The following is a 20,842-nucleotide window of genomic DNA, read 5'->3' as shown; positions in this document are numbered from 1 at the left end:
AGCGCATTAGATTCAGGGCTAAAACCCAACAGTCTGCACAAAACTGTTGAGGTTCCCCCTCGCTGCACCCAACCGACGAATCGCCTTGTTTGCCTGTTGAATTCAACTAAAAACCCATGCAGAATAATAGACCCAAAAATCTCTCACAAGTTATTGCTGAAGGTTATGTTTTTCACCTAGAAGATTATATCAAACAAGGTTGGCAAATCTTCAAACAAAATGCTGCTCCTTTTATAACCAGTACCTTGTTTTATTTCTTGGTTATTGTTATTATCACGGCCGTGGATATTATTTTAGGAAGACTATCATCAGATGCTTCAGATTCATGGGGAGGAACTTGGCTAGGAAGTTTCCTGCAATTCTTAATTATTACCCCTCTAGAAGCAGGATTTTATATCCTTGCGATTCGAGGATTCCAAAGACAATCTAGCTCATTTCATGATTTTTTCGGAGGGTTTGACTATTTTGTACAGTTAGTTGCAGGTAGCGTGATTAGCGTTATTTTTACCGCTATTGGTTTAATTCTGTGCATTATTCCGGGGTTCTATCTAGGAGTTTCCTATGTTTTAGTTCCCCCTTTGATAGTGGATCGTAGACTCAACTTTTGGGAAGCGATGGAAACCAGTCGGCAATTAGTGAGTCGTAACTGGTTCGGTTGGTTTCTCCTCAGTATTACGATATTCGGGATTAATCTCTTAGGTTTTTTAGTCTGTGGGTTGGGGATCTTTGTTTCCCTTCCCCTCACTTATGCCATTTGGACGGCCGCTTACCGGAACGTCGCGGGTTTAAAATCTGGCGCAGTCCAGGATAATTATGACATTTGAGGTTCGTTGTTCCCCCTATCCATCCTCCGGGTGAAAGTGTTAGATTAGTGAGGGTGTTACATTAGTTAACACTTAGGCAGAATTCAACAAGGTACTGTTTTATGGGTTTATTTGGATTTGGGAAAAAACTATCGATTCCCACAGCACAAGAAGCGCTACCCGGTCGGTCAGAAAAGATGCCCGTGCGCGATCGCCATTTTGTCAACCAACACCCCCTAACCCCCCCCTTCCCCCCCGGCATGGAAACCGCCCTTTTCGGGTTAGGCTGTTTTTGGGGAGCAGAGCGGAAATTTTGGCAACAGGAGGGCGTATATAGTACAGCCGTTGGTTATGCCGCCGGAATCACCCCTAACCCCACCTATCAAGAAGTTTGTACCGGGTTAACCGGTCATAACGAGGTGGTTTTTGTGGTCTATGACCCCAAAGTAGTGACCTATCAACAACTACTTAAACTCTTCTGGGAGAGTCACAATCCCACCCAAGGAATGCGTCAAGGAAACGATGTAGGCACCCAATACCGTTCCGGCATTTACACCTATTCCGAAGAACAGACACAACAGGCCGAAGCCTCAAAAGCAGAATACCAACAAGCCCTAACTGAGGCCCGATATGGTGTCATCACCACCGAAATCCTCCCCGCTGGGGAATTCTATTACGCCGAAGACTACCATCAGCAATATTTAGCCAAAAACCCGAACGGTTACTGTGGTTTAGGCGGAACAGGTGTTACCTGTCCCGTAGGAGTGGCCACCGTCTAATTGATAGGTAATCAATTATCAATTATCAATTATCACTTGTCTCTTGTTGCTCCTCGCTAAAATGCACCGTTTCCGGTAAATTGCCAATGCGATTAAAAGGCAAAAAACGCAGAGCCGCCCGACCAATAATATTAGAAGCTGGGACAAAACCCCAGACATGAGAATCACAAGAATTATTGCGATTATCCCCCAACACAAAATAGGAATCAGCCGGAATAATCGTCGGTTCTTGTTCATAAAGCGGGGAACCGTGAATATAATCCTCATCTAACAGTTTCCCATTCACATAAACCTGACTGTCCCGAATCTCAATCTCATCCCCCGGTAAACCAATAATCCTTTTAATATAAGCATCTGTAATCGGTAAAGACTGCTGAGGATTGCATAAAATCGCCTCATTGGGGGGGATAAACACAATAATTTCCCCTCGCTTGGGTTCTCGGAAACGATAGGTTAACTTTTCAATCATCAACCGATCATCAATTTCCAGCGTCGGTAACATAGACTCGGAGGGAATATATCGTGCTTCGGCTACAAACTGACGAACTCCTACCGCCAACACCCCACTTAAGGCCAAGGTTTTTAAAATTTCAATAACTGTATTTTGGGATTGAGACATAACCAAGCAATATCTAATAAAAAATGCGGAAATTAAGGGAATCTATGATACCCACCATCGGAAATCATGGGTTTCCTTGGCTTTTACCGTGACATCCTCCCGACACTAACATTTGCTACGCAACGCTTTGCTACGCAACGCTTTGCGTTCACTTCGTGACGATGAGCTAACCCGTGCCTCTCTCACGAGATGCCCTATCATGGGGGAAAATGAGAACACAGGGACGACCATTCTCTCCATTGTAGCCGTTGCCAGACGGCAATTTACCTTAATGTCGAAAGAAGGCTCGCACTCTAATCTTCGATTGAGCGGCGGGAGGATGTCAGGGATTCTCTTTCTTTGCTTCTAGGTCAGGTTGAGTCGTTCAGGATAAAGGGACTTATCCCCTCTAGCCCCCCTTTGGAAGGGGGGAACAAGAGGGGGGGAACAATACCTTGAAATTGTTGATGAACCCGTTTATTCTTTGGGCGGTTTATACAATTCCAGAGCCGGAGCAGCAGCCGGGGCTGGAGCAGCAGCCGGAGCGGGTTTGTTCAAGCGGGGGGTTTGAGGTTGGGCGGGTGCTTGAGCCGGAGCCGGGGCAGCTGGAGCGGGGCGGGGTGGGGCGGCCTGACGAGCGGGGGCCGGGGCAGCCTGACGAGCGGGGGCCGGAGCCGACTGACGAGCGGGCGCGGTACTCCGTTGGGGGGCTGGGGAAGTGGTTTGAGTGCGAGTCCGTTGGGGGGCGGGCTGCTGCCGGGCGGGCTGCGCGGGACGAGGCGGGGGGCTGGCGGCTTGTCGCCGGGCGGGTTGTTGAGCCGGTGCGGAACGACTGGGTGCTGCCGCCGGAGTCGCTGCTCGACGCTGGGGAGTTCTTTGGGTGGCGGTTCTGGTTTGACGCGGGGCGGCTTGACGGGTGGGCTGTTGTTGCGCCACAGGCACTCGGCGATAGAAACTCTGTTTGGGTTTCAGGGGTTCGGCCTCGATAAAGGCGGTGCGACCGCTCAGTTGTTGAGGTCGGTCGGGGAATTCTTCTGGGGGGACGGTTTCGGTCACTCGTGCCATGAAGTCCTGCCACACGGCCGCCGCCGTTCCACTGGAACCTCGGGTGGGTTCGTTGTTATCATTGCCGAGCCAAACTCCGGCGGTGAGTTGGGGGATATAACCAACAAACCACAGGTCGCGGTACTCGTCAGAAGTTCCGGTTTTCCCGGCAACTTGACGGTCACTGAGACGGGCGGGGCTACCCGTGCCTTGGGTCACGACAGACTGTAACATCCAGTTCATGATATTGGCGGAATCTGGGTCTAGGGCTTTTTCCGCTTCGTCTTTGGCTTGATAGATGACTTCGCCTTCTTGGTTCAGAATGCGACTGATGCCGTGAGCTTTATGATGTTGCCCTTCGTTGGCAAAGGCTCCATAGGCGCTGGTGAGTTCTAAGAGGGTGACTTCGGATGCTCCCAAGGCGAGGGAGTAGGTGGGTTTGAGTTCGGATTGAATGCCCATGTTTTGGGCAATTTGAATCACGGGATTCCAGCCAACATCAACTAACAGACGAACGGCGGGAACGTTGGCGGATTGGGCGAGGGCTTGTTGTAGGTTGATGTAGTCCCGATAGGTGTCGTTGTAGTTTTTGGGTTCGTAGCCATCGACCACATAGGGCGCGTCGAGGATAGTTTTGTAGGGGGATGTTCCCGATGCGATCGCCGCCGCATAGACAAAGGGCTTAAAGGCTGACCCGGGCTGACGTTTGGCTTGGGTGACTCGGTTAAATTCCCCGTTTTCGTCTTTGTTGAAATAGTCTTTCCCCCCCACCATGGCGCGAATGGCTCCGGTTTTGGGGTCAACGGCCACAAGGGAGGCCTGGGAGAAGCGTTGAGCGTCTCCGTGACGGGCGACTGCTTTGGCTACGGCATCTTCGGCGGCCTGTTGCCATTCCATATTAATGGTTGTTTCTACGACTAAACCCCCTTTGACCATTTGTTCGGGGGTGAGGATGGTTCTCAGTTCTTCTTGAATGTGGTCGGTGAAGTAGGGGACTTTACGGTATAAGCGTTTCGGTTCTTGGGGGTTGAGATTTAAGGGGGAGGAAATGGCGATCGCGGCTTGTCCTGCACTAATAAATCCGGCATCCCGCATCCGCTCTAACACTCGGTTACGCTGACGGGTGGCCACTTCGGGGTTTTGAATGGGGGAATAACGACTGGGGGCGGGGGTAATCCCGGCGAGGGTGGCGACTTCTTCGAGGGTTAATTCCTTAACGGTTTTGCCAAAATAAACCCAAGCAGCATCGGCGACTCCATAGGCACCGGAGCCTAAATACACCAGATTGAGATATCGTTCTAAAATTTGTTCTTTGTTGAACTCGTCCTCAACTTTTTGGGCGATGCGCATTTCTTTGAGTTTGCGCGTCATGTCTCGATCTTGACTCAAAAAGACAATGCGACTGAGTTGTTGAGTGATGGTACTCCCCCCTTCTACCACTCGTCCGGCGCGTAAGTTAGCTAAACTTGCCCGTAAGATGCCTTGGGGGTCAACGCCATCATGTTCTAAAAACCGTCGATCTTCACTGGCAATAAAGGCCTGAACGACTAAGTTCGGAATTTCGGAAATGGTCAGTTTTTCGTGGGTAACGGGTCCAATTTCCTGTAATACAGTCCCATCTGAGGCTTTAACGGTAATGGTTTCTTCGCGGGAATAGGTCAGCACCCGGTCTACCGATTCCGGTAAGAGACTTTCAACAGTTGTCCAAACTTGATAACCGTAGGCTGTCGCCCCTCCTAAACCTAATGCAGCGACGGCTGCACCCCACAGCCAAGGACGACGAGCTAAGGTTGTGAGTTGTTTTCTCATCCCCCTAGAAGAATCCTGATCTCCCGAGGGTGCTGAGGACTGAGACGTTGGGTCTTTGCCTTGAGTTGAGGTCGTCACTGGAGATGGCACAGAAACAGTAGAGGTCGATTTTTGTTCCTGAGCTTGTCCAGCCACAGATTTGCCAACCTTAGATTTCCCCGTCTTAGGTGGAACAGACAAGGGGGGCATCCCGATTGAACTGGAGCCATTCTGTAATGAATTGACTTGACCTTTCGGCTTTTGGATGAACTTTGACACGCCAACTCCTCAGCTACGCCACACAACCACAAACATGATACGGACTGAATTTTAATTCAGCCAGTAGCTAATTTTTGCTCATTGTATGACCTTCTTCCGGATTTTGCACGTTCTCGTTTTATTTTTTTTGACAAAAAAATGGGGTTCTCTCTGGATGGGAACGGCTCAAATCCTCAGTAGGAAAAGGGGGGAGGGGGATTGGGAGTCGGGTGTCGGGTGTCGGGTGTCGGGTGTCAGGAATTGGGAGTCGGGAATTGGGAGTCGGGTGTCGGGTGTCGGGTGTCGGGTGTCAGGAATTGGGAGTCGGGAATTGGTGTAGGGGCGCAATGCTTGCGCCCTAGGGTGTCGGGAATGGGGAGTCGGGAGTCGGGAATCGGTAATAAGTCTTAATGCCTCCTCTCCCCCTCTCCCCCTCTCCCCCTCTTCCCTATTCCCCCTAACGTTCTCGTCTCAATTCCACTTGCTCACCATAGCGTAATAAAACATCAATACCCACTAAGCGATTTTGCCAAGCTTGGACTTGATAGGGGGATTGTTGAGCATATTGTCCCATCCAAGAGCCGAATTGACGCTGAAAAGTGGTCAGTTCAGAACGAGCGCGATTCAAGTTGGGGGCGGAAGGACGGGCGGCTAATTCTTCGAGGGCGATCGCAACAGCCGCCGATTGTCGCCCCCATTCCCGCATCTGCCGTTCTTCCATCGGTAAACGGTTCTGAGTGACTAAAAACTGCCATTCCCGTTGTAAGGCCTCATAACGCCCCTGAGCCGCTTTAAAGGGCGAACGATGGGGGATTAAAGCCGGAGGGCGGCCGCGTCCTAATGAACCCTGACTGCGATTCAAAACCTGCTGCAAATTCAGGCTCAAATTCTGTGCCGCAAACAAGGCATACCCCCCCGTGGGAGAATTGCGAGTGTGCTGCATTTGGTCTACCGTCACCATCGTAGGTAAACCCAACAGCCGAATCCCCGGTAAAAACAGCGTCGCCCCCGTCATCCCCCGATTAAATAAGGACTCGGTCAACTGTTCAAAGCTGTCCGTATCCCGAGCATAGGTCATGGGAACTAATAAATCAATCTGTCCCTGTTGAATCCAGCCCTCCCAGTTTTGTTGTAAGCGAGACAGGCGTTCCTGAGTGGGTAAGGGGAACACTGCCCCGGAGAGGATAATCCGAGGATGTTTGCGTTTCAACAACTCGGAGGTTTCCGCCACAAACTGATCCACCTGTTGGATGCGGAACTGCGTCCATTGACCCCAGAGGGGATGATTGGGGGTGAGGGTGGCCGGATCTACCCCGGTTAATTGGCGGAAGCGCGCCCGTCCTGCCATACCGTAACCATGAGTTTGGCCGACCCTCGGATCTTGGAAGGGATAGCGAATATAGTCTAAATGGATGCCATCGACCTCGTATTTCGTGGCAATTTCATCAATCAGGGAGAGTAAATAAGCCCGGACTTCTGGATTAGCCGGGTCAAAAAAGGCTTTGCGGGTATTGGGCTTAAAAACATTCCCCTGTCTATCCAAACTCGCCCACTGAGGATTACGAGTTAACACCGGGCCGAGGTACTCGTTGGGTTGGCGTAGTAGGACATTATGGCGTTGGTTGGCCGCGGCAAAAATCCAGACCCAAGCATGAAGTTCCATCCCCCGTTCATGGGCGAGTTTCACGGCTGAGGCTAGGGGATCCCAGCCTTGAGTGAGGGGGTTTTGTTCTGGAGCAACGCTGCTGGGATAAATGGGATAACTGGCGTTGAGGGTTTCAAAAAATACGGTATTAATCCCAGCATTGGCCAGACGGTCAAAGATGCGGGCTAAACCCGCCTCAGAACCGGCTCGGACGATACTACCCCGATCTAACCACATGGCGCGGGTTTCAGGGGTTTGGACTACGCCGGAGATGGGGTAATTATCCCACACATAGCCTTGAGTCAGTCGCCACTGTTCCCGCGCTTGGTTATAGTCGCTTTGGGCGACATAATTCTGGAAGTTGGTTAAGCCTTGACGGGCATTACTCATCGGGGCGGCGGCGACTTGAGTCGAGGCTAGCCGAGTATTGGCGCGACCGTTTAAGGATTGTTCAATGGCTTGGTCTAGGGTGCCGTTTAGGTCGCTTTGGCTGGCTTGGGCGCTCAGTTGGGCGCTTTCATACCGTCCCACTAACCGTTCTAAATCGGCCTGCATTGCCCGAATTTCGGCGGGGGCAAGGGTGCCGGGTCGGTTGGGGTCAAATCGACGGGGTGGGGGGGTAAAGGGCGCGTCGTCGTCCTCTGGGAGGTTCTGGGCGGTTTGGGTGGGGGGAGGAATGGGAACCGGGGGTGGGGCGGCGGTTGTGGTTGAGGGACGAGTGGCTGAGGGACGACTGCTGCTGCTTTGGGCCAGGGTGGGGCGTTCTGTGGTGGGTCGTCCGGCTGTGGGGGTGGTTAGGTCTGGGGAGGGGGGAAGTTGGGCGGCGCCCCGTCCTCCGGTGCAGGATTGGGCGGTGAAGGCACTGGGGGCGGGGGTGGTGCCATAACGTTGGAGGGCGGCCTGTAACCAAGCACTATCAAGGTCTACGCTGGCCACTTCATCACTGCCCCAACGCCACCCGAAAAAGGTTACGTCTCCGGTAGCGACGACGGCGGGGGGGGTGCCGTCGGCTTGCCACACGGCGACGGTTTGACTGTTTCGATTGGTGGGGATAATCACACCACCTCGTAGGGTGCTAGAGAGGGGGTCAGCACTGCGCCAAGCGGTTTGGGCGATGGGATTTAGTTGTAGGGTGGAGGGACTGGTGAGGGGGAAACCCCAGTAGGCCCCGAGGAGGGCGCGGAGTTGCGATCGCACTTCGGGCTGAGATAAGCTGCCTGTGGGCCCAGTGACTATGACTTTCCCCCCCTCTCTCACCCAACGATCTAGGGTGGTGACTTGGGAGCCCGTCAGGGTTTCCAGATTGGGTAACACCAACACCCCCAATTGTTGCAGAGTTGCCCCCCCTTGGACTTCCGAGAGGTCTAAGACACAATAATCCACACCGACTTGTTGCAGACGTTGGGTAATACCGGGCCATTGTCTGACATTTTCTGGACTTCTCACAACGGCGATGCGTTGCCCTTGGGCTAAGGCTTCTAGGGGCATGACCCATCCTAGGGCGATCGCTGTTGTTAAAAGAACGCGGCTCATCTGAGAACCTGTCTTAGGGGTCTGGATAGGAACTCCAGAGGAAGAAACGGGTTGTTCTGCACGAAAACCAAGACTCAAAGCGCACTCACTCCTGTGTATCTGTCGATTTCTCTAGCTTAAAGCATCTAGCGGGCTGTGAATCGGGATTATTTGAGCCAATGATAATCCCAAACTTCACGAGTTTAAGCGCTCATCTGGGGCGATAGTCGGAATAAAACCCCTTGAGAGTCCTTAAGTTTGAACTTTTTCAGGTTTTTAATCTGAAGACCGGGGGAGGCGATCGCTATTTCCCACTGGCTCATATCCACTTGTAACCATTCCTCCAATTCCACTGTTACCGGATCTCCACCCATGTGGGCAACCATCAGGACAGAATCCTCAATTTGTTCGGGATTACTCCGCACCCCATAAAACACCGTGGCATTTTCTTCACTGTGTTTATTAAACTGATCCATCCCTGCCAAATTGCGCCGCAACCACGGATGTTGATGGCGGAAATTGCGCAAACTCAGGTTAAATTGGGTCTGTTCTGGCTTCAGATGGTAACTATAATGGGAGACGTTACAAATCTCATAACAATCTTCCATAAATAGACGAGCAAAAGACTTTAAACGGTCTAAATCTAATTTGCCCAAAAAACGCAACATTCCTGAACGATTGAGTGCTTTAATTTTGGGGATTTCGCAAGCTTCTTCCTGCCCCTCCATACATAAACGAACGGCTTTCACAACCTCAGAAATGTTGTAATCTTTTTGTTCCATAATAGTTTGCAACGCTTTGCCAAACTCCCGCACATCATCCAGCCGTTTAAACCCTAAATGTTTCAAACGGGTAAAATGATTTCTTTTTTGATAAATTTCGGGGGTAATCTGCCAATCTAAAAAGCCAATTTCTTCCGAAACTACTTTCACCCCATACCGTTCATCCGTATTGCGGAAAAACATCCAAGGCGCGTGCATGGTGGCATTAATAAAATCCATCGGTAAGCCCGGACTAAAGCCATAGACCCACAAGGTCACGGCATGATTATCATAGGCATTGCGCAACACTTGGGCTAAATTATGCCCCAAGTTCCAGTTAATATCTGCCTCTGGGTCTACTTGATTGCCCCGCCGTACTGTGTCATGATTAGCGCAGCCTGTAATCCAATTTTCCCCTTGATAAATCACCTCACACACTCTGCGCCATTTACGCTCCCAAAACCCTTTTAAAGTAGGGGTATTGTGGGCAAAAATGAGCGGCCCCCACTGGTAAGAATCCGGCTTAAGCTCAATCAACTCTCGATAGGTGGAAATCTCCTCCCATCCCTCTTGAGGCCAAGGACGACCATCCTCATAAATGGTAAATAATAACCGTTGACAGCCCTCAATTTCTTGGACTAAATCACTCATCGCCAACAGGTAAGCATCATCATATTCTACCCGTCCGGTGAGGGGATTAAAAAAGCGGAAATCTTGGCCGCCATCGACTCGAATTCCATCGGCTCCTGTGTTAATTTTTCGACGCTGCATTTCGAGAAAAATTGACCGTACCATAGGGAATTGATGGTTCAAATCCTGACCGTACATATTCGGCCCTTTTAGGAATTGACGGGAGAGTAATAATTCCGATTGGTTATCGGCGTGACCATAGACTAAATCATAAATAACTTGAATCGGTCCAGTGGCGAAATTATGCAGGGTGGAGATGAGATCAATCACCTCATCAGGCCGTAAACTGCCTAAAAGTGCGGGATTGGTCGTACTAGAGCCTAAAATCGGCACATCATAGCCCCAGTCTTGGGTGTGGGGTTTGGTTAACTCAATGGTGAGGATGTCATCTTTAGCCCCCATAAAGGAGAAAAACTCACTTTCGGGACTGTATTCATCCCGATATTCAATAGTCGGTTCTGTGGGCAGAAACTGCACCGCATCATAACCAATATAGTTTTCCTCAGCCGGGGTGAGGGGAACACCCGCCGTTATTTTGTCGGAAATGGTCTGATAAATTTGGGTCAATCCTTCCATTGTTCCCTCGGCTGAAGCTGTGCCGATGTGGAGTTGTAGGATATTGTGGGGGGCGCGTATCCGGGGAATGCGGGGGGTAGCTTTCGCTAAGGCCAGTTGCTCCTTATCCGGGAGGGCTGAGGCACTGGTGCGACGAATATAATCTAAATCCTGCCGTTCGTTTTGTAAACGTTCCATATCGTAGAGTTCGGCCGGGGCAAAGACTCCGTAGGGCAGGGAATAGGCCAGAGGGTCCCGAATGGCTTGTAATTGGTCGTTTTGGTCGATGTAGCGTAACCAATAAAAGGAGCCAATTTGGTCACGACTACCGGGATTCATCCCTTCGACAACGCCCCAGTGAAATTCTCCTTGTTGGATGAGGTTAATGCGATCGCGCCGAAAATGAACAATCTGTTCAGTTGCCCGCAGATCAATGTCATCAATCGGCGTTAAAACTTCTAGATAAATCTCCATCTTACGCATCACCTGCGCAATGAGTAAGGGAGTCCAAAAGCCAATTTCTACCAGTCCATCGGGGCGGTAATGAGCGCCCAGTTTAGTCGCCAACATCTGGGCCCGCTCAAAAATAGTTTGCTCGGAATGTTCAACTTGATTTACCCAGTCAATCAGTTTGTGAGTTTCGGTTTCAACCAGTTGCACCGAAGGTTTTGTTTGCAATAGCACGATTCAGTCTCTTTGTAACGGTTCAGTAACATTTTTGTCCTATCCAGTCTAGCAGGTTCTTCCGTGAGGCCAAACGCTCCAGTCATCCTGAGCCATGTTCTAATCGCCTTTCCTCCGTATTGACCCCGGTATACTGTATCTTCTGCTACCACTTGCCCCCTGTCTTTCCCCTTTAAAATTAATAAGTAAAGATTAATAGTTAATAGTTGATAACTACTAATCACTCACAATGGACTGTATTAAGGAATCCGGCACAAATAATAAAGCCAAAAAGCACCATTCCCTAACAAATCCGACTCATCCTGAATTCTTTCCTCCTGATTCCAGCCATAAATCTGGATATCCTCAAAATGAGGTTCTAACTGTTCAAGCTGGGCTTGAGGGCGAATATAATAGGTTTTTAAGCGAAAATTATGAGACTCATCCCGCAGAATTAAATAAGGACTATCGGCAATTGTGGCAAACTGAACCGAGAGATTAAACAGACGAAATACCCCCCACATTACCCAATTTGCATAGGTTGTGATAGGATTCCAACTCCATTGGTTTTTCCCTTGCAAACCCTGCTCAATCCCTTGTAAATTGTGGCTAGAAAAACAGAAATAACCTCCTGATTTTCCCACACGACTGACTTGTTCTAAAACCTGTAAACGTTCTGCGTGAGACATATAATCAATGCCATTAAAACTAAATAAAATAAAATCAAAACTATTCTCAACAAAACAATCCATCTGTCGAGCGTCACAGAGTAAAAACTTTAAATCTTGCTCAGAATTAGCGAATCGGGCTTGACAAGAAGCAATCATCTCTGGAGCGTAATCAATACCTAAATAACTCCCTACTCGCGGAGCAAAATGAGCCGTTGTGCGTCCTCCTCCTACCCCTATATCTAACATTTTCATCCCCGAGAGTTTACCTTGTAACTGTTGGAGGATTGCCCTTTCTGCGGGTTGGAGTTGATTTAATTGAGCGTAATACTGGACAATTTCTTCACGACTATAGATATAGTAATTATGATCCTTGGTTATCATGGCTATTATCAATTAAGTTCAAGCATTAATAGATTCAAATTGTAATATTTAGGCAACATTAACCCCTATCCTAGAGGGAATTCATCAATTTACCCGACCACAACCCCTTTAGGATTGCTCTATAATAGGATTACTATATCACCTGCCTCTGAGACACACCGCCTGAATCATGATTAAAATTCTCCATCTTTCTGATATTCACATGGGGAGTAGTTTTTCCCACGGTCGCATTAATCCAGAAACGGGCATTAATAGCCGTTTAGAAGACTTTATTCATACCTTAAGCTGTTGTATTGATCACGCGATTAACAATCCAGTTGATCTGGTATTATTTGGGGGTGATGCTTTCCCGGATGCTACGCCGCCCCCTTATGTTCAAGAAGCTTTTGCTAGTCAATTTCGCCGTTTAGTAGATGCCGATATTCCCACGGTTTTATTAGTAGGCAATCATGATCAACATTCCCAGGGAAATGGCGGGGCGAGTTTATGTATTTATCGCACTTTAGGGGTACCGAGATTTATTGTAGGGGATAAATTAGATACCCATTGTATCCAGACAAAATCAGGCAAGATTCAAGTCATTACTCTTCCTTGGTTAACCCACTCGACTCTATTAACTCGCCCTGACACCGAAGGTTTATCAGTAGCAGAAGTCAACGATTTATTAATTGAACGGTTACAACCTGCTTTAGAGGGAGAAATTCGCCGTTTAGATCCAGATATTCCTACAGTTTTATTAGCCCATTTAATGGCTGATCGGGCTAATTTAGGAGCAGAACGCTTTTTAGCCGTGGGCAAAGGCTTCACGATTCCCGTTTCTTTATTAATTCGCCCAGAATGGGAGTATGTCGCATTAGGTCATGTTCATAAACATCAAAATCTTAACCCGAATAATGACCCTCCTATTGTGTATCCGGGCAGTATTGAGCGAGTGGATTTCAGTGAAGAAAAAGAACAAAAAGGCTATGTTTTCGTTGAGGTAAAAAAGAGAGCAGTTCGTTGGGAGTTTCATCCTGTCCCTGCCCGAGATTTCTGCACAATTGAAGTAGACGTTACAGAAGAAGAAGATCCCCAAGCTGTTATCTTAAAGGCTATCCAAAAACGCGCTATTCAAGATGCTGTAGTGCGTTTGATTTACAAGTTACGTTCTGAACAGTTAGACCTCATTGAAACCGGAGCGTTGCAAGAGGCGTTACAAACGGCTCATTCTTTTACCATTCGTCCTGAGTTAGTCAGTCAATTAGCCCGTCCTCGTCTTCCGGAATTAGCCGTTAATCGCTCTTTAGACCCTTTAGATGCTTTACAAGCTTATCTAGATAATCGGGAAGACCTACGAGACATTTCTGAGGCTATGTTAGAAGCGGCTCATAGTTTGTTGAATTGTTAGGGTTTGCTAAAAAAGTCCGAGAGTCGGGAGAGAGGGAGTTGATAATTATTGCTTATTCCCTCTTCCCCCATCCCTACTGATTCAACCGCAATAAAAGCTGCTCTAACTCACTGTGTAAACGGCCATATTCCGCCCAGTTGCCATTGCGGAGGGCATCCTGTGCCTGTTGGTAGGTTTCGAGGGCTTGACGGGCTAAATCGGGGTCAAGGGTGGAATCTACGGGGGTGGGTGCAGGGGTAGAAACGGGTGTCACTCCAAAGACAGCATTTAAAGCTTGTTCTAAGGTTTCTTCCATAACAATTTTTTCCCCAAAAACCACAATCACCCGCTTGAGTTCCGGGAGTCCGCCCTGTTCAGAGCGTAAAAAAACAGGCTCAACGTACAATAAAGATTGTTCAATGGGGATAATAAATAAATCCCCGCGAATGACTCTAGACCCTTCCTGACTCCACAGGGTTAATTGAGGGGAAATCACGGGATCTTGATCAATTCTGGCTTCGATTTGTCGGGGGCCATAGACTAATTCTTGTTTAGGAAATTCATACAAGAGGGAAGAACCGTAGTTTTCCCCATCGCAACGGGTGGCCATCCAAGCAATCATATTATCTCGATTGCCGGGGGTGAAGGGTAAGACTAGGAGAAATTCCTCTTGCTCAGAATCGGGCAGGCGCATGATTAAATAATAGGGCTGCATGACTTCTTCTTTCCCTTCATACTGTTGAATGGGAAAGCGCCAGAGATCCTCTTGATTGTAGAAAACTTCGGGATTGGTCATGTGATAGACCAAGTACATTTGCGCCTGCATGAAAAACAAGTCTAAGGGATAGCGGAAATGAGAGCGTAAATCGTCGGGGACTTCTAACTGATTAATGAATAAATCGGGGAAAATTTGGCGATAGGTGGCGAGGAGGGGATCTTGTTCATCGACGGCGAAAAACTGCACGGTGCCATCATAGGCATCAACGAGGACTTTTACAGAGTTGCGCATATAGTTAAACCCCCGGATCATGCCCTTGCGTTGTACGGGATTGAGGCCAAAGCGTTGTAGGCGATAGAGGGGTTCTGAGTAGGGGTAGCGATCGCCCATTGTATAAGCATCAATCACCCACTGCATCCGTCCCTCCCGCAAGACCAAATAGGGGTCGTGGTCAAGGGTCAGGAAGGGGGCAATCCGTCCCACGCGGTCGGTAATTTCCCGATGGTAGAGAATGCGGGAGTCTGGGGTAAAGTACCCGGAAATGAGGGTTTTCAGGTTATTAAAGTCTAAGGCATAGGCTAAACGGTGCCACCAACTCTTGAGGGGAACTCCTCCCTTGCCTGTGTAACGATAGGCGGCGTTATCATTGCCCAAGGGATAGTCAAATTCATCGGTTCCCATCCCGGTAAAGATGTAGTGCTGTGTCTCTTCTCCGTAGTAGATACGGGGCTGGTCTAGGGGGATATCGACTTCTGAAACGGGGGGAATATCTTTAATGAAGAAGTGGGGGAGTCCTTGGGGGGTGACTTGATTAACGGGACTCATGACGGCACCGTAACCGTGGGTGTATTTTAACCGCTCGTTGACCCAAGTTTGCGCCCGTTCCGGGACTTGACGATAGGCTAATTCTCGCCCGGATAACATGACTTGCCGATAGTTTCCATTGAGGGTGTAGCGGTCAACATCGACATCGTTAAAACGGTAGTAGAGGCGGATTTCTTGCAGTTGGCGATAGGTGCTGAGGATGGGGCGATAGTCCCAGAGGCGAATGTTGCGAATGGTGGCTTCGTTGGTTTCTAGGTCTTGGCGGGTGAGGTTATCCTCGACGGGGTAGGGGATGGTGGCAATGTCATCTAATCCGTAGGCGTGGCGGGTAAAGGTGAGATTATGCTCAATATAGGGTCTTTCGCGGGTGAGTTCGTTGGGGGTTACGCTAAATTGTTGCTCAAAGCTGGGGATGAGGCCTTGGAAGATGAGGGCGAGGAGAAGATAGCCCCCAAGGCTTAGACTCATCCAGAGTAAGCCGTTGCGGAAGGCGAGGAAGGCGATCGCACCCGCTACCAAAACCCCCACCCCTGCCATAATATTCAACCCCAACAGGCGACTATGGGTGTCGGTATAACCTGCCCCAAATACTACCCCACTGGGGGAGTAAAGGAGTTGGAAACGGTCTAACCAAGTCCCGGCGGCTACTAACAAGATCAATGCTGCCAACAATAGCATGAGATGGGTTTTCACCGGACCGACGACTAAATTTTGCAGGCCGCGCCCCATATCTAGACTCCCTTTCAATACATAGACGGGAATAGAAATGGCTAAGGCCCCCACAATCAGGGTAAAGCACAAATTTCTCAGGCCTTCGTAAAGGGGAAGTTGGAAGAAATAAAAGCTGACATCCTTTTGATACAGAGGATCGGTCTGATTAAAGGGGGTGGCATGGATGGCTTTTAAAATGGTTAACCAGGCTTCGGAGTTAAAACCCGCCACACCCAAGGCAATCACCCCAATGGCCACGAGTGCGCTCAGATTGACGGTGTAGTTGATGAGGTTGGGGGATCCGCCGGGGGGGACAAACTGAAAGCGACTGTAACGGGTGAGAAACATGGCGTAGCGGTAGTTTGCCCACCAGAAGCCCACTGTGAGGAGGAAGACCATCAACCAAGAGAGGGATTGGCCCCAAAAACGGAGCCAAAAGACTTGGGAAAATCCCACTTCTGTAAACCACCAGGATTCAGTTAATAGATGGATTAAGGGGCTAATGCTGAACAGGACGATGAAAAGGGCTATGGTGACTCCAATGATCAGCCAATAGATTCGGTTGCCCTGTCTAGGATTCAGTCGGGGTGAGTTGCTGGGTTGGGTCACAATTTTTTGTCTCCCCATGGTGTTGGGACTATTCTAGCACTTCCCAAAAAGCGGGAAAACTTGCTATCTTTGCCGTTAGACAATTGACAGAATAACCAATAGGAGGGTTAAAGGAAGCGTGGCGGGTCATAGTAAGTGGGCAAATATTAAGCGACAAAAGGCACGAGTGGACGCGAAAAAGGGGAAAACGTTTACGCAACTTTCCCGTGCTATTATTGTGGCCGCACGTCATGGGATTCCGGATCCGGCGGGGAATTTTCAATTGCGGACGGCCATTGAGAAGGCGAAGGCGGCGGGGATTCCCAATGATAATATTGACCGTGCGATCGCCAAAGGTGCCGGAACCTATAGCAGTGATGACGCGAGTTATGAGGAAATTCGCTATGAGGGCTATGGGGTGGGGGGTGTGGCTATCCTGATTGAAGCCTTTACCGATAATCGCAACCGCACGGCGGCGGATTTGCGGGCGGCGTTTAGTAAAAATGGCGGCAATTTGGGGGAGACGGGCTGCGTGAGTTGGATGTTTGAGCAAAAAGGGGTTGTGACGTTAGAGGGGGAAATTAACGAGGATCAGCTATTGGAGATTGCTCTGGAAGGGGGGGCGGATAGTTACGAGTTAAGTGATGATCCCCAGAATCCGGGGGCGGAGGTTTATAGTCCGGTGAGTGATTTGGAATCTCTGCAAAAAACCTTACAAGAGCAGGATTTTCCGGTGAAGGAGGTTGAGTTACGCTGGATTCCCAATACTACGGTAGAGGTGACGGATCCTGAACAAATGCGATCGCTGCTTAAATTAATGGACGCTTTAGAATCTTTGGATGATGTGCAGAATGTGACGGCGAATTTTGAGTTAAACGAGGAGTGTTTAGCGATGGTTTCTTGAGCTTAATCGAGGGCATAATGTTGAAAACCCCGATCCAGACTTAGAGTTTGGGGTAAAGTTTCCCCTTGGGCATTTTGTAAGAGAATGTGGGGAGAGACAGTAATCCGGCCAATAATAGCGGCGGGTGAGCCTAGATTTTTGACTAAACTCTGGGCTAAAGTCGGGGTCAGACAGAGAACCAGTTCAAAATCTTCTCCACCGTAAAAGACCCAATTCCAGAGGGTTTCAGTGTCAAGCCAATGAGCGAAACCTTCGGGGATGGGGATGCGAGATAAGTCGATGACGGCTCCGACCTGACTAGCGCGACAAATTTGGGCGATCGCATCCCCCAAACCATCACTACTATCCATTCCCGCAAGATGTAGGCTTTCGTCCAACTTCCACAATTGGGGCAACACATCTAAACGGGGGCGGGGGTGTTGATGACATTCAATCAGGTGCTGGCGTTGACGCGGGGTTAACTGCTCCCCCCATTGAGGCGCCAGCAACAGTTCTAGACCCGCTTTAGACCCCCCATGATAGCCCGTCACTACTATGGCATCCCCCACTTGGGCAGAATCCCGACGAATGACCCGGTGGGGCAGGGTTTCCCCCAAGGCGGTGATCGTTACCGTTACCAAAGACCCCCTAGATAAATCTCCCCCTATCAGAGGGGTATCATATTGAGTCAGACAGGCGTTGATGCCCTCATATAGCTCCTTGACCCAAGCCGAGGGTAAAACACTGGGTAGCGTTAAACTTACCGTAATCCCGAGGGGTTTTGCCCCCATCGCCGCTAAATCGGAAAGATTCGCCGCCGTCACTCGCCAACCTACATCAAAAGGGGAGAGGGTGCGATCGCAAAAATGCACCCCATCGACAAAAGAATCTGTCGTCACCACCAGGGAATGACCGGGGGAAACCGACAAAATCGCCCCATCATCGCCAATGAGGGGATTAGAACAGAACCTTTGCACGATTCGCAACAGACCCTGTTCCCCCAAATCTCCGACCAACTGCCCTAAATCCGTCATAAAACTCATTGGAAACAACCGCATTTTCCCGACTCCCCCCCGTACCCTGTTCCCTTAATTCCTAACTTTGGGTCTTAACGGGTCAAGATTGGGGTTGGACGATAGGCAATGCTGAAGCACCCCACAGCTAGACCTCCAAATTATCCGCCCCTTGAATCACCCGAGCGTGGATTACCTGATCTTGATTGGTTAGCTTAGACAATACATCTTGACCCTCTACCACATAACCAAACACCGAATAACGACCATCCATTAAGTTATAGCCCGGCGGTGTCAGTTCACGGTCAAACAGGAAGAAAAACACCTGAGACGATCCCCCATTTGCATCCCCACTCGGACGCGCTAACGCCAAAGCACCATAAGCATTAAACGGTAAAGCCGGCTGGGCTAAATATAACCCTGCATCTTCTAACGTAATGCCATAAATCGGCTCATCATCTCCTTGTACTCTAATTTCCATAGGAATCGCTCGATATTCCCCAGTTTTGGGGTCAATAAATCCCTCTTCTTCCCCCGGAGGATTACCCGTTTGCACTACAAAGCCTTCTCGTTGGAAGAACTCTAAACCGTCATAAAAACCCCGTTGGACTAAATCGACAAAATTTCCGGCATTGACCGGAGCATTGTAACCATCTACAACAATGGTTAGGGTCCCTTGAGTGGTTTCCATCTCCACTGTAGCCCGACCTTTCAGTTGGGGTAGATTGGCATAGTCTTCAGGTACCGTAAAGGGAAATCCTGTGACCATCAATTCCTCAAGATCCGTCAAAGCGTTTAAAATCCGTCGCCGAACTTCCCACACTACAGGTTTATCTTTATTCTCGGCGGCTTCTTGCAGTTGCTTCACATCCTCCGTCACTTGAGCGAGGAGGGTCTGAGCTTCTCCTTGGCGATCGCTGGGAACATCTGCGAGAATCTCGTCTTTGCCATAATTTAAGATTAGTGCGGCATCCTTAAGATCCCGCGTCACTGTACTCCAACGTTTAGCCCGCAAAGAGGTAGAAATCCCCTCAATACTCCCTTGCAGTTGTCGCACTTCTTGATTATCAATGGGCAAGGCATAGCGTAAAATGACCGTGGGATCTGTAATGGCATCCCCTTGAGCGAGTTGGCTTTTACGTCCTGAAGACAAACTATTAGTATTCCATCCTGCGCCACTTAATGTCATAGAAAGGGGCAACAGTAAAAGAGCCACTAAACTTGTTGTGAGCAAGCGTTTACCCCAATCTTGCCAAAATTTACTTAAAGGTTTCATACACAAAAAATAATGCTGTAATAATTTTGGTTTTTGGTTGAGTTGAGGGTGGATTGATTCACAAGAGAATCAATTCCCCTTGTTCTATCTTCTCACAGCGCCTACTCTTTGACGCTCGCTGCTCTAAAGAGACGGGGATTCTTGCGAATGAATTAACTGAGCGTTCAGCCACTGAGCGGCACCATTGCCCGAAAGCAGCGCTGCCTCTGCACTGTTGCCTAAACACCAATCACCACAACAAATCAACGGCAAGGGGTCCGCCGTTGAGAGACAGGTCAGACCTAAATTATTACAAGGCCGGGCATAGCGCCAACGGTGAACTTGTTGCCATTGGGGTTGGTCAAAGGGCAAGTCTAACCTTTCCCTAGCGGTTTCCAGAAGTGTTCGGGCGACGGTTTCCATGTCGTCAGAGTCGAGAGAATGACGGGCAAAGTCGGGATGACTGTGCAGGACGAAAACCACCTGTTCCCCATGATTGCGCTTGCGACTGTCGTAGAAAATTTTCTGCACGGTGCTGCTTTCCGGGAGGGTGAGGATTTGCCAAGGCAGTGCTTCCCATTGAGGAGTTGGGGTATATCCCACCATAACGCTAAAGGTGGGGTCAAATTCGATGGACTCTAGGGGGGTGAGGATAGAAGGAAGCTTGAGGGGGGCTACAAGGGGAATCGCTTGGGGGGCTGGAATCGCTAAGACTAAGGCCTGACTGGAGTATACCGTTAATTCCCCTTCTGCCATCTGACAGGTGATCTCCCAGGAGTTATCCCTATAGTGAATCTGCTCAACCCGTTGCTGGCGTAGGATGTTGAGGTCTTGGGCGAGATATTTGGCGATCGCATTCACCCCATCCGGTAAGCTGTATTGCTTGCCCATTGAGAGCGGCAGCAAACTATGATTCCCTTGCCATTGATGGGTCGTCTCCGTCCACAACTGCACAGAACGAGCCGCCATCAAATCCGCCAGCAGTTGATCCGTGCATTGCCCTTGGGGTTCAAGAGCAGGTAAACCTTGATCCACGCAAGTATTATAAAGCCGTTTGGTGGCGACTCTCCCCCCCACCCCTCGGGATTTTTCCAAAATTAAAACCGAATGTCCGGCCTTTTGCAAGGATTTAGCACAGGTTAATCCCGCTAGTCCTGCTCCAATAACTAGAATATTCTCCATATTATCCTTTATTCCTTATTCTCTGTTTGTGTGTTAATTTTGAGCCATTTTTAGCGCGTAAACTCACGGTAAGGCTATGCACTTAAACCCATTTTAGAAACTTTTCAATTGTTTAATTAAGTTCGTTATCTTAAGGTTTTTTTAATATTTTAG

General features: G+C 49.3%; 14 protein-coding genes. 5 read left to right on the top strand and 9 right to left on the bottom strand.

The window, feature by feature from the left end:
• Positions 1-116: 116 nt before the first annotated feature.
• Positions 117-824, top strand: a complete 708-nt coding sequence (locus tag SPI9445_RS0120970) for a DUF975 family protein (protein WP_017306753.1) — start codon at positions 117-119, stop codon at positions 822-824.
• Positions 825-925: 101 nt separating this feature from the next.
• On the top strand, positions 926-1,582 hold the full coding sequence (gene msrA, locus SPI9445_RS0120965) for a peptide-methionine (S)-S-oxide reductase MsrA (protein WP_017306752.1): 657 nt from the start codon (positions 926-928) through the stop codon (positions 1,580-1,582).
• A 25-nt stretch (positions 1,583-1,607) separates the two neighbouring features.
• Here msrA and lepB read toward each other — a convergent pair whose 3' ends face one another.
• Both lepB and SPI9445_RS26470 read right to left on the bottom strand, forming a co-directional pair.
• Complete coding sequence (gene lepB, locus SPI9445_RS0120960) at positions 1,608-2,201, bottom strand: signal peptidase I (protein ID WP_017306751.1); 594 nt, start codon at positions 2,199-2,201, stop codon at positions 1,608-1,610.
• Between the two features lie 456 nt (positions 2,202-2,657).
• Complete coding sequence (locus SPI9445_RS26470; RefSeq protein WP_017306750.1) at positions 2,658-5,033, bottom strand: transglycosylase domain-containing protein; 2,376 nt, start codon at positions 5,031-5,033, stop codon at positions 2,658-2,660.
• A 456-nt stretch (positions 5,034-5,489) separates the two neighbouring features.
• Here SPI9445_RS26470 and SPI9445_RS30790 point away from each other — a divergent pair, with 456 nt between their 5' ends.
• Positions 5,490-5,681: a hypothetical protein gene (locus SPI9445_RS30790; protein ID WP_164674570.1), complete on the top strand. Its 192-nt coding sequence runs from the start codon at positions 5,490-5,492 to the stop codon at positions 5,679-5,681.
• Positions 5,682-5,727: 46 nt separating this feature from the next.
• On the opposite strand, the gene SPI9445_RS31745 is transcribed toward SPI9445_RS30790, so the two are convergent.
• The 3 genes from SPI9445_RS31745 to SPI9445_RS0120935 all read right to left on the bottom strand — a co-directional run bounded on the left by SPI9445_RS31745 (position 5,728) and on the right by SPI9445_RS0120935 (position 12,145).
• On the bottom strand, positions 5,728-8,448 hold the full coding sequence (locus tag SPI9445_RS31745) for a family 10 glycosylhydrolase (RefSeq protein WP_017306748.1): 2,721 nt from the start codon (positions 8,446-8,448) through the stop codon (positions 5,728-5,730).
• Positions 8,449-8,630: 182 nt separating this feature from the next.
• Positions 8,631-11,117: a glucosylglycerol hydrolase gene (gghA, locus tag SPI9445_RS0120940; protein WP_017306747.1), complete on the bottom strand. Its 2,487-nt coding sequence runs from the start codon at positions 11,115-11,117 to the stop codon at positions 8,631-8,633.
• 239 nt (positions 11,118-11,356) lie between these two features.
• Complete coding sequence (locus tag SPI9445_RS0120935) at positions 11,357-12,145, bottom strand: class I SAM-dependent methyltransferase (RefSeq protein ID WP_026079983.1); 789 nt, start codon at positions 12,143-12,145, stop codon at positions 11,357-11,359.
• 172 nt (positions 12,146-12,317) lie between these two features.
• On the opposite strand from SPI9445_RS0120935, the gene sbcD reads away from it, so the two are divergent.
• The gene (sbcD, locus tag SPI9445_RS0120930; RefSeq protein ID WP_017306745.1) at positions 12,318-13,535 is read left to right on the top strand and encodes an exonuclease subunit SbcD; all 1,218 of its coding nucleotides are present in this window, start codon (positions 12,318-12,320) and stop codon (positions 13,533-13,535) included.
• Between the two features lie 73 nt (positions 13,536-13,608).
• Here sbcD and SPI9445_RS0120925 read toward each other — a convergent pair whose 3' ends face one another.
• Positions 13,609-16,395, bottom strand: a complete 2,787-nt coding sequence (locus SPI9445_RS0120925; RefSeq protein ID WP_017306744.1) for a UPF0182 family membrane protein — start codon at positions 16,393-16,395, stop codon at positions 13,609-13,611.
• A gap of 100 nt (positions 16,396-16,495) precedes the next feature.
• Here SPI9445_RS0120925 and SPI9445_RS0120920 point away from each other — a divergent pair, with 100 nt between their 5' ends.
• On the top strand, positions 16,496-17,260 hold the full coding sequence (locus tag SPI9445_RS0120920; protein WP_017306743.1) for a YebC/PmpR family DNA-binding transcriptional regulator: 765 nt from the start codon (positions 16,496-16,498) through the stop codon (positions 17,258-17,260).
• A gap of 2 nt (positions 17,261-17,262) precedes the next feature.
• On the opposite strand, the gene thiL is transcribed toward SPI9445_RS0120920, so the two are convergent.
• From thiL to SPI9445_RS0120905, 3 genes are all read right to left on the bottom strand, one after another.
• Positions 17,263-18,297, bottom strand: a complete 1,035-nt coding sequence (thiL, locus tag SPI9445_RS0120915) for a thiamine-phosphate kinase (RefSeq protein ID WP_017306742.1) — start codon at positions 18,295-18,297, stop codon at positions 17,263-17,265.
• 103 nt (positions 18,298-18,400) lie between these two features.
• On the bottom strand, positions 18,401-19,528 hold the full coding sequence (locus SPI9445_RS0120910; RefSeq protein ID WP_017306741.1) for a peptidylprolyl isomerase: 1,128 nt from the start codon (positions 19,526-19,528) through the stop codon (positions 18,401-18,403).
• A gap of 123 nt (positions 19,529-19,651) precedes the next feature.
• The gene (locus tag SPI9445_RS0120905) at positions 19,652-20,689 is read right to left on the bottom strand and encodes an NAD(P)/FAD-dependent oxidoreductase (protein WP_017306740.1); all 1,038 of its coding nucleotides are present in this window, start codon (positions 20,687-20,689) and stop codon (positions 19,652-19,654) included.
• Positions 20,690-20,842: the final 153 nt, after the last annotated feature.

It is taken from the genome of Spirulina subsalsa PCC 9445, from assembly GCF_000314005.1.
Taxonomy (GTDB): Bacteria; Cyanobacteriota; Cyanobacteriia; order Cyanobacteriales; family Spirulinaceae; genus Spirulina_A; species Spirulina_A subsalsa.
The sequence above is the reverse complement of the archived record's forward strand: the minus strand, read 5'-3'. Positions and strand labels throughout refer to the sequence as shown.